The following is a 12,559-nucleotide window of genomic DNA, read 5'->3' as shown; positions in this document are numbered from 1 at the left end:
GATTGTGGATATTTCGTTGCAACAATACCACGGGGACTCCGGAAGAGGCATTCCCGGGAAAAACTCCGGCCGATCCATGGATTGACCCACCCTGATAAAAACCTTTTCCCTGGTCCGGGCATAATGGTCAGAGTCGACCATGGGGGAGTTGCGCGGCGGCTTAATGCTTTGGCAGGTATTTCGACGCAGCGCCAAGAAAATGGGAAGTTTGGGGAAATGACTCGGGAATTGTTAGCTTCGGCTGCGGCCGTGGCACTTTTGATTGGCGGCGGCGGGAGTTTCGCCATCGCACAGGACGCGGGGAATGCGGGATCGGCGACTGCTCCGCCGGCAGCTGCTGAGAAGCTTCCCGAAGTCCAGGTCATTCAAGAACAGCAGAAGCCCAAGCCGAAGCCCGTCAAGCAGGCAAAGAAACCTGCGGCTGCAGCGCCCGTCGTTGCAACGCCGGTGAGCTCAGAAGATTTCGCTGAAGCGACCGAAGCAAGTTCCGTGAAGATGTCGCCGATGGGCGGCAGTGAAATTCCGGTCAACAAGGTTCCCGGCAGCGTCTTCCAGGTCAATTCCGCCGATATCAAGAGAGACGGAACGGTTATCATTCAGGAAGCCCTTCAGAGCCAGATCCCCGGCGTGATCCTCGGCGACCTGCAAGGCAACCAGTTCCAGACCAACATTCAATTCCGTGGTTTCGAGGCTTCGCCGGTGAACGGCGTCCCGCAGGGGCTCGCGGTCTATCAGAACGGCGTTCGGATCAACGAAGCCTTCGGTGATACCGTCAACTGGGACTTCCTGCCGTCGAATGCGATCAACAACGTAGCACTGGTGACCGGCAACCCCGTGTTCGGTCTCAATGCGCTCGGTGGTTCTCTGGTCATCGATATGAAGGACGGCTTCAACTACCAGGGCGCGGAAATCGACACGCGCTTCGGTTCGTTCGGCCGTAAGCAGGTATCGACCGAAGCCGGGTTGAACAAAGGCAACTGGGGTGTCTACGGGGCATTCGAGGCGATCAACGACGATGGGTTCCGCGACTTCTCGGACGCTGAGGTCCGCAGAGGTTACTTCGACCTCGGCGTCAAAGGCGACGGCGCGGAGTTTCACTTCAATTTCACCGGCGCGGACAACCACGTCGGCGTGACGGCCGCGGCGCCTGAGCAGCTGCTCGAAATGGGCAGGAATTTGACGTTCACGTCGCCGCAAACGACCGACAACGAGATGCAGATGTACTCGGTGAACGGTAAGGTCAAGGCGACCGACACGCTCACCTTCTCGGGCGCCACGTACTATCGCCATTTCAAACAGAGCCACCTCGACGGCAACCTGTTCGAAGAACCGGGTAACTGCGGCGGAAACCTCTGCTCAGACGGGGAAGAGGTGTTTAATGCCGCCACAGGGGATCCGATCCCGTTCCGGTCTGACGTCGCTTACGCCTCGATCGACCAGACGTCGCAAAATGCTGACGGCGCGGGTATCAGCCTTCAGGCCACCGAGAAGGCCCGGCTCTTCGGTCACGAAAACCAGTTCGTGATCGGCACTAGTTACGATCGCGGCAGAGTGGCCTATACGGCGAAAAGCGAACTCGGCTTCATGCAGCCCAAATTCGTTGTCGACGGTCAGGGCGTCATCATGACGAACGATGACCTCTTCCCGCGTGCGCTATCGACGAAGAACGATTATTTCGGAGCTTTCTTCGTCGATACGTTCAACATCACGGATAAGCTTGCGTTGACGGTCGGCGGCCGTTTCAACTACGCGCGCATCGAGCTTGAAAATGCCGGCGATCCCGAAAATGACGAGTTGAACAAGCTCAACGGCGTCAACAAGTATAGCCGCTTCAACCCCTCAGCCGGCCTGACCTATACGTTCAACCCGGCTTTGAATTGGTACGGCGGTTATTCGGAAGCCAACCGCGCGCCGACGGCGGCGGAGATCGCTTGCTCCGATCCTGAGAACCCGTGCCTGATCGAGAGCTTCCTGACATCCGATCCGCCGTTGAAGCAGGTCGTGTCTCGCACGTGGGAAACCGGTTTGCGGGGTACGGTCAATAACTGGAACGGATCGCAGTGGGATTGGGGCGTCGGCCTGTTCCGCACTGAGAACTCTGACGACATCATGAGCGCTGCCTCCACTGCGACAGGCCGCGGTTACTTCCAAAACGTCGGCACGACTTTGCGCCAAGGCGTGGAGGCAAACGTTGCCTATCGTTCGAAGCGCCTTTTTGCCTACGCGAACTACACCTACAACGACGCCACGTTCCAATCCGGGATTCCATTCTTCCCGGCCCCCAACCATCCTGAGGGTCCCGGCGTCTTCCCATGCCCTGACGATCCGGAGGGTGGGGACACCGGAAACTGCACTGCCATTCACAAGGGCGATCGCCTTGCGGGCATTCCGGCCCACACGTTCAAGACAGGTTTCGATTACTGGATGACGCCGAAGTGGAAGTTCGGTGCTGACCTGATCGCCGCAAGCTCGCAGTTCTTCTTCGAGGACCAGGCTAACCTCTCGCGGCCGCTGGCGGGTTACGCCAAGGTCAACCTGCACACGTCCTACGACGTGACAGATCACATCCAGGTTTACGGATTGATCGAGAACCTGACGGACAAGCGCTACTCGCTCTACGGGACCTACTTCAACGTGGACGAGACCAACGAACTCGACGACGTTACCGGTATCGAGTTCGACGAGAACAACCCGCGGACCGTCGTGCCGGCCATCCCGTTCGCGGCGTACGGCGGCATAAAGGTAAAATTCTAAACACTCTCCCGACTGCAACATCTCGAAAAGCAAAAGCAGCCTCACGGCTGCTTTTGTTTTTTGGCGCCTCTCTCAAATGCGGGACGCGACTACGCCGGATCGCCCTGTCCGGTGTGACAGGCACGCAAATGGCAGTCAGCAAAAGAGGGGAAGTTCGAAGCTTAGAAGAGGGGGCCGCTGGCCAACTGGTGGACCAGCACCAAGACGACGACGTTGAGCACGAGTAGGACGCTTAGGGCGACTTTATCCATGGCCGTTCTCCCAGGAGATGTGCGCGGCTAGAGATATATGACTTTCGCTCTGGAATGAAGCCGCCGTCCGGCATAGGCCATGCGGGGCCGTGGGGCGGTCCGACGGCGATGTCGAGGCCCTGGACACCTTCTGCATGGCATCACGCTGGCTGCATGGCATCACGCTGGGCTTTTAGCTAGTGCGAATAGCCGATACAGGAGGCCGCCTCCGGGTGGCATTGTCGCGGCCGTTCACAAGCGTCGATCTCCGGTCATGAACCGGGCGTACGACCCCTGGCGGGTCGCGGAAGCTGCTGCGGCAGAACGCAATTCCAGCGAAAAATTAATCTCGGGCCCCATGTCACTTTTCCGTTCTGTTCCTACATGCGGTTCTGAACGGTCGACACCGGCGTCCAATCTCATAAGGAGGCTAGCCTCATGAACGCGCAAGAGAAGCAGCTCATCGAAGATTTGTTTGCGCGACTCCGCAATTTTGATGGCGGCCAGAAGGATCAGGAAGCGGAATGGCTGATCCAGGATCTCATCAGGCGCTCTCCAGATGCGCCGTACTATCTCGCTCAGACAGTGATTGTTCAGCAGCAGGCTCTCGAGCGCGCGGAAGCTCGCATGAGAGCGTTGGAAGCTGCCGCGCGGGAGCCCCAGTCCACGGGACGCGGTGGAAGTTTTCTCGGTGGCTCGTCGGTGCCGCAGAGCGGAAGCCGATATGCGCCTTCGTCTACACCGCAGCGGGCGCCGGATCCCGTCGCGCCGCCAGTCGCCGATCCGTCGGCCAATAGTCCATGGGCTTCTCCCGCGCAGGCTCGCGGGGGCGGAGGGTTTCTTTCCTCGGCATTGACGACCGCGGCCGGTGTTGCCGGTGGTGTCTTCCTCGCCGATGGAATTCGGAGCCTCTTTGGTGGCGGCCATGCCGCAGCCGGTGGTGATGCCGCGAGTGCGACCGATCAAAAGACGATCGATAACCTTCAGGACCAGGCGCAGGACGCCCGCGACGATGCCGATCAAGCGAAGCGAGACTTGGCGGCTGACGATGCTGCGCAAGACGAGATGCAAGATGCCCAGGATGATGGCAACTCCGATTGGGGCAGCGACGACTTCGACGTTTGATTGGTCGATCCTCGCCTCGGCTTGGGTCACAGGCCGAGGTCGCTTGCAGCACGCTCGCGAAGGGACGGTTAGGGCGGCTCGCCGCTCGACCTGCGCGCGAAGCTTCGCTTCGTGAAATTTCTTTCCAAAACGTCATGTACCGGCGGCGAGAATTGTCGGAACCGACCTCAGAAGGTGAGGTTGTTCCTTCAGTTGCCTTGTGACGACCGGGTCCCACGCGGACCGGCGTCTATTTATGGGCAGTTCGGATTGTCTCGATTTTCGAGGCGAATTTTTCGAGGCGAAGATTTTTCACTGAAGAAGGTAATTTTCAAATGGCGCAAGAGGACAGAACATCAAAGCGCGGCTTTGCATCCATGGATGCCGATAAGCAGCGTGAGATTGCCCGCAAGGGCGGCGCAAGCGTTCCGGACAATGAGCGCAGCTTTTCGCGGAATCATGAACTTGCGTCTCAGGCCGGAAGAAAAGGCGGCCACGAGAGTGGCGGTAACTTCCGGAATGACCCACGGCGAGCGGCCGAAGCCGGTCGCAAAGGCGGACAGCACTAGCGACAGAATAACAACCTGCCTTTAGTTCACGCAGCATTCTCAGGCCGGACGCGTTCTACGCATCCGGCCTTTGGCTTTTTTTAAGTGGAAGGCCGGATTAAAGCGAAGGATTGGGGTGGCGATCGCCTTCGGCGCGGGCTGATGCCGTCAACCATTTGGGATTGAACCAGCGGTCCGCCGGGCCGTCGTAAGGCAGGCGCGTTACGTCCCAGTGGCTGACGAAGCGTGCATAGACGTCCCACACCGGCGGACCGCCGCCGATGAAAACGACGCGGCCCGCAAATTGTTTGAGCGTCTCTTCGGGATCCATGTGGGACCGCAGAACGAAGAGCGTGCGATCCGTGCGAGCGAAATCGGGGACGGCTTCAATGGTCTTGGCTCCGGCCATTAGAACGTGGCCTCGCGTGATGTCGAAAAATCGAGCGACGTCGGCCACGTATTCAGGGTCCCGGTTGCCTTCCCACGGCAGCTCTCCATTGAGGCCAAGCTGACCGGACTGTCCGATCGCGCAGATGACCCTGACCACTGTTTGCTGCATTCGAATTCCTTTTTTTCTTTTCTAGTTTCGCCGTTGGACGGTGGTGATCGACGGCGGCCGAATACATGCGATTTGGTGCGGAAAGTCACCGCTGAAAATATCGGATGACCATATCGGTCGTTTTGTTGAATGGCGGGTGCAGGATCCGCGCGAGATTCCACTTGCTCTGCTCGAAAATGCCTTTCGCATGGCTGAGCGACTTGAAACCCTCGATCCCGTGATAGGCCCCCATGCCTGCCATTCCAACGCCGCCGAACGGCAGATCGTCCTGAACGTAATGCATGAGGGTATCGTTGATCGTGACGTTGCCGGAGGTCGTCCGCGTCAGGACCTTTTGGCGATCGTCGCTGTTCTCGCCGAAGTAGTAGAGCGCCAGCGGCCGAGGCTTGCGGTTTATGTAGCCGATTGCTTCGTCAATGGTGCGGTAGGTCATGACCGGGAGAGCCGGACCGAAGATTTCCTGCTGCATGATGGCCATGTCGTCGGTGACATTGAGCAGGATCACGGGTGCGAGCTTGCGTGGATCGGCTGTGCCGCCATTTGCGACTTCGATAACCTTGGCGCCTTTTTCCTTCGCATCGTCGATCAGCTTCTGAAGGCGGCTGTAATGCTTCGCGTTGACGATGGAGGTGTAATTGCGGTCGGCTGCTCCTTGCGGATAGAATTTGTGAGCGGTCGCGTCGTATGACGCCACGAAGGCGGCCGCGTCCTTTTCGTGCACCAGGACGTAGTCGGGCGCGATGCAGGTTTGCCCGGCATTCGCGAGCTTTCCGTAGGCGACGCTGACGGCTGCGGCATCGATGTCGGCATCGGGGCCGATCAAGGCTGGAGATTTGCCGCCAAGCTCGAGTGTGACCGGGACAAGATTTTCTGCCGCTTCCTTCATCACCGAGCGACCGACATTGGTGCTGCCGGTGAAGACGAGATGATCGAACGGGAGGCGCGAGAACGCGGCGCCGATCTCGGTTCCGCCGGTGACGACGGCGACCTGCTCCTCGGGGAAAATCTCGCGCAACATCGATTTGAGGAGTTCGCTGGTCGTGGGCGTCAACTCGGACGGCTTCAGGATGGCGCGATTGCCTGCCGCGATTGCCGTGGCGAGCGGCGTGAGGGCGAGCGACAGCGGATAATTCCAAGGTGAGATGATGCCGACGACGCCGAGCGGCTGATAGACGACGCGGGCTCGGCCGGGCAGGAAGTGGATTGCCACGCGGCGGCGCTCGGGACGCATCCATTTCGTCAGGTTGCGGCGGAGGTAATTGATCGTCTGAATGACCGGCGTGACTTCCATGATCCGCGTTTCGTAGGCAGACCGGTAGCCGAAGTCCTTACTGACGGCCGCTTCGAAGGCCGTTCGCCGTTTCTGCAATGCCGTCTTCAGTTTGAGCAGATCCGCCCGTCGTTGCGCGGCCGACGGCGGCCCATCCTTGAGGAACGCGGCGCGCTGCCTGCTCAGGAAGCCTGTCAGGAGGAAGTCGTCTTCCTTGACCGAAACGTGGGCCGTCATTCAGCAACCTCCAGATGTGGACGCAGAAAACATTCGCGGTGACGCCGCGTGAAGTTTTCCGTGTCAACACATGCCAATTCCACCAACTTTGGTTCCTTCCGTGCGTGGAGCCCCGAACGACCATACCATCACGACGATCTCAAGCGCGTATGGTTAGAAAAACGCGCAAGACGTGCTTCGAGACGGGAAGGGGTGACAATCCACCCTATGCCGCTTTCCAACGAAGCGGCGTTGCCCGCCGATCTCGTGGCACGGGCTATCCTCGCCTTGAAGAAGACCTCATTGCGGCGCTTGCACCGGAAAGACGTGGATCTGCGCGCAACCAAGTGATTGCGGCGGCCAATGTGTGTCTGAATTTCGTGCGCGGGAACCGTCGCACTGCGAACTCAATGTTCAGTTCCGAGATCGACGGGAACCGCCCAAGCCCCGGTTCGCGAAGCTTAGTCGCGGTGTTCTCGGTCATGGTTGGCATTTTGACGCGCGGCCAACAGGCGGGCGAATTCAAGGCGTTTTGGCCGGGGATCAGACACTTACGCGCGATTTATTTCGCGTAGGGGTCAGTCGCTCAAGCCGCCATTTCGAGAGTGCCTAGCACCCACTTTTCGTATTCGTCGCTCAGATCCTGCAGCCATTGCTGGGGAAGCGCGTTGATCTTCTTGGTGGCCGCCTTGGCGCGTGCCGGAAGCGCGACGTGGATTTGCTTGTAGCCGTTTTCCATGGGCGGCGAGCTGATCGTGCCGCCGATGTGGCCGATCGCGAGCGAGGCCTTCAGATAGTCGCTCGCACGCTTGGGTGCGGTGTGCAGCGGCGGCGTGAACAACACGCTATCCTGCATCGAGCGCTGCGGCTCGCAATTGCGGAGTTCGAAATGAATGGCAACGCCTGGCGTGTCGTCATCGAGCGTTTCGCGTGAGACATTGACGAGCAGCACGCTGCCGGCTGCAGCCCACTGGCTCACAGGATCCATCAGACGCGTGATGATCTCGCGCATCGCGGCGGGATCGGCGGAAACGGCGAGTTGCGGCTGGTCCGCATGGATCACGACTTGTTGGCCGCCGAGTTCGCGGTTGATTTCGTCGGCACAGCCCGTCAGCATGGCGACGAGATCGACTTCGCTCGGATGAGCATCCGCCAACAGGGGCGGCGTCTTCAGAACTTCGGAAAGTTCGATGGCGCGCTGCGTTTCCTCAACGGGAATGCGCCAGTGGTCTCTGATGCGGAGCTGCGACCATGCTTTCTGAGCCGACGGACGCCAGGCCGTTTCGGCGATCGCGTCCTTCAAATAATGATACATCGTCAACGGAGCGTTGTTGTAGGGCAGCAGGCCCGACAGCATCGCAAGGTCGTTCATGCGATCGCGCAAAAGGGTGCGATGCAACGCGCTGAGCTTGTCGCGCAGGAGCATGTCGTATTCGTTTTTCAGGAGATAGAAGGTGATCGCCTGCTCGATTTCGGCTTCGAGCACGCGGAGGTCCCACGGCTTCGAAATGTAGCGGAGGATCTCGCCCTTGTTGACGGCGTCGATTGCGCTATCGAGATCGGCGTATGCGGTCGTCAACATGCGGATGATGTCGGGACGTTCGTTGCGGACGCGGTTCAGGAGACTGACGCCGCTGCGTCCGGGCATGCGCTGGTCGGAAATCACCAGCGCGATGTTGTGGTTGCCGGAGAGAATGAGGGATTCAGCTTCGTCCGCGCTCGTTGCGGTGAGCACGTCATATCGCGTGCCGAACGCCTTCTTGAAATATTTGACGGCCTGCGGCTCGTCGTCGACGATCAGGATCTCGACCGGCTGATCAGTGCGAAACGACTCCATGGAAGACCTGGTTCTCTTTGTCCGACGATATCGGTAGGTTGAAACGGAACTCGGTCCACTCTCCAAGACTACTCTTAACACTCAGTGAACCGCCATGGTTCGCAATGATCCGATGGCTGACCGCCAAGCCTAGTCCCATGCCTTCACCCACGTCCTTCGTTGAGAAAAATGGGTCGAAAATCTGGGTTTGAATTTTAGGGTCGATGCCGGTGCCGTTGTCTTTTACCGAGACAATCAGTTCGTCACCCTCAACGAATGACGTAATCGTAATTTCAGGTTTGCGCTCTTCCTCGACGGAGCGGACCGCGGCGACCGCGTTGACGATGAGGTTGACGAGAACCTGAGCGATCGTCGACTGCGAGCCGACGACAAGCCCATCGGTCGCGATATTCCTCGTAATCGTTATGCCCTTCTGGATATGCGCCGTGAAGCGAAGCGAGTGGTCGATGGCCGATTCGATGTGGAACGGCCGCGGGTGCTCGGGGCGATGCGGCGCGGTGAAGCCTCTGAGATCGGTTACGACGCGGTGAATGCGATCATAGCCCGCGTGGATGTCCTTCAGCGTATCCGCGGTGTCGGGATCGGCTTGAATGGTTGGGTCGCGGGCAGCCAATTGCAGCGCCGTTCCCATGAAGTTCAGCGGGTTGCCGATTTCGTGCAACAGGCCGGCGGCCATCGTCCCCAGGGCGCTGAGACGCGCGTTTTGCACCAGGGCTGCCTCGGTTTCCCGCAATTGCTGCAGGCTTTGTTTCAGCTCCGCGTTCGTCCTGTAAAGGTCGGTTTCGAGCTTTGAAGCCCTGATCAGATTGGCGATGCGCGAGCGGACTTCCAGGCCGCTGAACGGCTTTATAAGGAAGTCGTCGGCGCCATGCTTCAGCGCGGTAATCTTGGCTTCTTCGTCGGCTCGCGCCGTCAGAATGATAATTTTGATGCCGCGCGTCTCGGCTCTTTCCTTGAGCGAGCGACAGACCTCGAGCCCCGTGACGCCCGGCAACATGACGTCGAGCAAAATCAGATCGGGCTTCTGTTCCTTGGCTTTCTCGAGCGCGGTGATGCCGTCGGGCGCCTCGATGATGCGATAGTTCTCGCGCAGCATCGAAGCCAGATAACGGCGCATATCCGGCTCGTCGTCGACAACGAGGAGGAGCGGGAGATCGACGCGTTCGTCCTTGGCTTGGGGGTCGCCCACCTGCCCGATCGCGGAGGCCGCGTTATCGGTGATCATGATGGCGCGGGCCGATGCTTTGCGATCGAAGGTGCGCAATGGGTCGTCGGCAAGCCCGTCCGGCTTTTCTTCGGAATTGCTCATGTCTGATTGGGTAACCTGCAGGGCATGAGGAAAACGTAAAACGAATGTCGTGCCGTGGCCTGCATTGCTCGTTGCGGTGACGGTGCCGCCATGACGCGTCATCAATTCGCGGACCAGGGCGAGGCCTAAACCCAGGCCCTGATGGCGGCGGGTCGCGGAGCCATCGACCTGATAGAAGCGATCGAAAATATGCGGAAGCTGTTCAGCCGGAATGCCGATACCGGTGTCGGAGATCGTGACAGTCACCATCTCTTCTTCGCGATGGGCGGAAATATCGATGCGGCCTTCGGGCGGCGTAAATTTGATCGCGTTGGCGATGACGTTGCTGACGATCTTCTCGAGGGCGTCGGGATCGGCGTCGATCAGCAGGTCGCCGGTCGGTTCCTGGAGCTCGAGGTTCACGCCCTTCAGTGTCGCGAGATGCTTCATCGAAGCGGCCGTGTGCTTCAGGAAGTGCGCCATATCGACCGGCTTCTTCGATAGCGTGGCGCGGCCTTCCTCGAGGCGGATCAGGCTCAGAATGTCATTCACAAGTCGCAGCAGCCGAAGCGCATTGTTCTCGATGACATCCAGCAACTGCTCGGCCGACGGGCCCAAGCCCGCGACGTCGATTTTCAGCCGTTCGACCGGCGCCAGAATGAGCGTGAGCGGCGTTCTCAACTCGTGGCTGACGTTGGCAAAGAACTGCGATTTCAGACGGTCGAGCGCCGACAGCTCCTGGTGCTGAGATGCGAGCTTGAACTTCAAGCGGAATTCGTTGAAGCGGCGGCGGTAATTGAAATGAACGGCGGTGACGGAAATGATGCAGGTGAGCACTAGGAAATAAAGATTGTTCATCAAGGTTTTCATCGTGTCGGCGCCGGAGGACACCTGCAAGCACGCGATGATGTAAATTCCGAGCGTCGATGCGCACAAAAGTGCGGCTTCGAAGGGCTGCATCGGCGCCAGAACACCGACCGCAAAGAGGATGAGGAAGAGGCCGTTGTAATAGGTTGAATTTGCGCCGTCGGTGATGCCGATCATCACCGCTATCGAGGCGACGGCGATCAGCAGGCCCGCCATCGTCAGATAGCGAACGTGAGCTGCCGTCCTGTCCCAGAAGTGCAGAGCATAAATGACCGCGATCAGGGCCGCCGCAACGAGCCGGATCGCAAGCAAGGTATTGAACTGGCCAGAATAGCTGATGCTATCGAGCGTGATCCCAGCCGGGATCAACACAATGCCGAGGATGCAAGCGACTTTCGACTGCCTTAGCCGAAGCTCTTGCTCCTCAGCCTCGAAGGCATGCCGTAGGTCGCTCTTGTCATCCATGCAGTCAAACGGGGGGTTTATCTATCTCCAGAAAGACGTTGATACCCGTCTCATCTGTATAAATCTTTAGCGGCCCAAGATCAGGCGCGAGCCGGACCATATCCGACTCGTCACGCATCACCAGATGCCACTCCATAATATGCTCCATCAAACCTTTCACAGGGTTTGACGAGTGGACATTTGTAACAATCACGCGTCCGCCCGGCTCGCACCACTGGTGGAAGAGCCGTACCAGTTTGGTGCAAACGCGATCGGACAGGTAATCGAAGAGACCGGCGCAATAGATGATGTCGTAGGTCTTGGAATTCTCCGGCAGCTCAATGGCTTGACGCAGGAGATCCTGCACCGTCTTCAGGATGTACGTGACATTGGGCGGTTCTTCGCTGCCCGCGGTCGCCACTTCGATCTGGCGTTTGGCGTAGGCGAGGGTCTCGGCATTAAAATCAAGAAGATCAAAGGAGAAGCGATGGGCTTCCTTGTTCTTCGCGAGGAAGAGCTGGAGTTCCTGCACGGGGCCGCAGCCGACATTCAGGATGCGGACCTTCTTGTCCGCGGCGGCCGCGTCTTCCGCGGCTTTGTCGAGCATTTTCCCGAGCATGTAGATGCGGTTACGGTGGGCCTCGGGCGGTCCTCCGTTCAGCAACCAATCATTAATGATCTGGCCATAGGTCGTCTTTCCACGGCGCTCCTTGCGGAACATCATGTTCACCATCTCATAGTCGCCCGCGTAGCCGAGCGGCTTGGAATAGACGCGATTGAAGAAGGGCGAGGCCATCATGAGCGGCAGTAGGTCGCGCTGGGCCAGTTGCTTGTGATTTTCGACTTCATCGACGTCGAGCTGGCGGCAGGCTTCCTCAAGTTCGAGGAAGAGCTGCGTCAGACGCGGCATCACGGGTGCTTTGATTTCTTCAAATCTGGCGGTGTCGAGGACGGTGTGGTTGGCGCCCGGCTCGCCTTCGACTGCCAGGTCGACCTGATCCAGCCAAAAGCTCAAGTCGCTCAGGAACGATCGGAGGTCGGCGACTTTCAGCTGATAGTTCGGCTGGAGCTTATTGGCCCGGTCCCATTCATCGACGAAACGGCCGACTTCGGATCCAAGTCCGGCAGGGTCCGAGATGATCGCATCAACGGCCGACCACTGATTTACCAGCGTCGCGGAAACGACCACCAAAATGCTTGTTGTGACGATGCCGGTTACGACCGCGTCGCCTTGATAGACGAGGTTCTTGCCGCGCCTCACCTTGAGATCGCTCAGGACCTCGCTCATTTGGACGGGCGAAAATGGATTGTAGATCTCGAAGACGATATTGCGTCTTGAGAGCTTGCTCAGGGTACCGCGGAAAACCGTACCCTGGCTGCTCCGGAATGAGACCGTGCGATCAATATCTCGTTCGATGCGCAAGGGGACAGCTCCATGACTG

At 58.9% G+C, this 12,559-nt stretch carries 9 protein-coding genes; 4 read left to right on the top strand and 5 right to left on the bottom strand.

Annotation, left to right across the window (positions count from 1 at the left end; translation table 11 throughout):
- Positions 1 to 216: 216 nt before the first annotated feature.
- The 3 genes from AC1DK3_RS20640 to AC1DK3_RS20630 all read left to right on the top strand — a co-directional run bounded on the left by AC1DK3_RS20640 (position 217) and on the right by AC1DK3_RS20630 (position 4,657).
- Positions 217 to 2,754, top strand: a complete 2,538-nt coding sequence (locus AC1DK3_RS20640) for a TonB-dependent receptor (RefSeq protein ID WP_477194111.1) — start codon at positions 217 to 219, stop codon at positions 2,752 to 2,754.
- Between the two features lie 668 nt (positions 2,755 to 3,422).
- Positions 3,423 to 4,109 (top strand): DUF2076 domain-containing protein, encoded by a 687-nt coding sequence (locus AC1DK3_RS20635; RefSeq protein ID WP_477194110.1) that lies wholly within the window; start codon positions 3,423 to 3,425, stop codon positions 4,107 to 4,109.
- 314 nt (positions 4,110 to 4,423) lie between these two features.
- Positions 4,424 to 4,657, top strand: coding sequence for a con-10 family general stress protein (locus AC1DK3_RS20630; RefSeq protein WP_339083724.1), 234 nt, complete (start codon positions 4,424 to 4,426; stop codon positions 4,655 to 4,657).
- A 97-nt stretch (positions 4,658 to 4,754) separates the two neighbouring features.
- Here AC1DK3_RS20630 and AC1DK3_RS20625 read toward each other — a convergent pair whose 3' ends face one another.
- Together AC1DK3_RS20625 and AC1DK3_RS20620 are read right to left on the bottom strand one after the other, a co-directional pair.
- A complete protein-coding gene (locus AC1DK3_RS20625; protein WP_477194109.1) occupies positions 4,755 to 5,195 on the bottom strand; it encodes a diacylglycerol kinase in 441 nt (146 codons plus the stop codon).
- Positions 5,196 to 5,280: 85 nt separating this feature from the next.
- Entirely contained in the window at positions 5,281 to 6,702 is a 1,422-nt protein-coding gene (locus AC1DK3_RS20620; RefSeq protein WP_477194108.1) for a coniferyl aldehyde dehydrogenase, read from the bottom strand.
- Between the two features lie 192 nt (positions 6,703 to 6,894).
- On the opposite strand from AC1DK3_RS20620, the gene AC1DK3_RS20615 reads away from it, so the two are divergent.
- Positions 6,895 to 7,032: a hypothetical protein gene (locus AC1DK3_RS20615; protein WP_477194107.1), complete on the top strand. Its 138-nt coding sequence runs from the start codon at positions 6,895 to 6,897 to the stop codon at positions 7,030 to 7,032.
- Positions 7,033 to 7,267: 235 nt separating this feature from the next.
- On the opposite strand, the gene AC1DK3_RS20610 is transcribed toward AC1DK3_RS20615, so the two are convergent.
- Genes AC1DK3_RS20610 through AC1DK3_RS20600 form a run of 3 tightly spaced genes read right to left on the bottom strand, consistent with a single transcriptional unit; the run spans position 7,268 to position 12,540 of the window.
- Positions 7,268 to 8,518 carry a response regulator gene (locus tag AC1DK3_RS20610; RefSeq protein ID WP_477194106.1) on the bottom strand — a complete coding sequence of 417 codons (1,251 nt, stop codon included), beginning with the start codon at positions 8,516 to 8,518 and terminating at the stop codon, positions 7,268 to 7,270.
- Positions 8,499 to 11,138: an ATP-binding protein gene (locus AC1DK3_RS20605; RefSeq protein ID WP_477194105.1), complete on the bottom strand. Its 2,640-nt coding sequence runs from the start codon at positions 11,136 to 11,138 to the stop codon at positions 8,499 to 8,501. Before AC1DK3_RS20605 ends, AC1DK3_RS20610 begins: the two co-directional genes overlap by 20 nt.
- Positions 11,139 to 11,142: 4 nt before the next feature.
- The gene (locus AC1DK3_RS20600) at positions 11,143 to 12,540 is read right to left on the bottom strand and encodes a class I SAM-dependent methyltransferase (RefSeq protein ID WP_339083729.1); all 1,398 of its coding nucleotides are present in this window, start codon (positions 12,538 to 12,540) and stop codon (positions 11,143 to 11,145) included.
- Positions 12,541 to 12,559: the final 19 nt, after the last annotated feature.

It is taken from the genome of Hyphomicrobium sp. 01T421 (assembly GCF_056398805.1).
The sequence above is the reverse complement of the archived record's forward strand: the minus strand, read 5'-3'. Positions and strand labels throughout refer to the sequence as shown.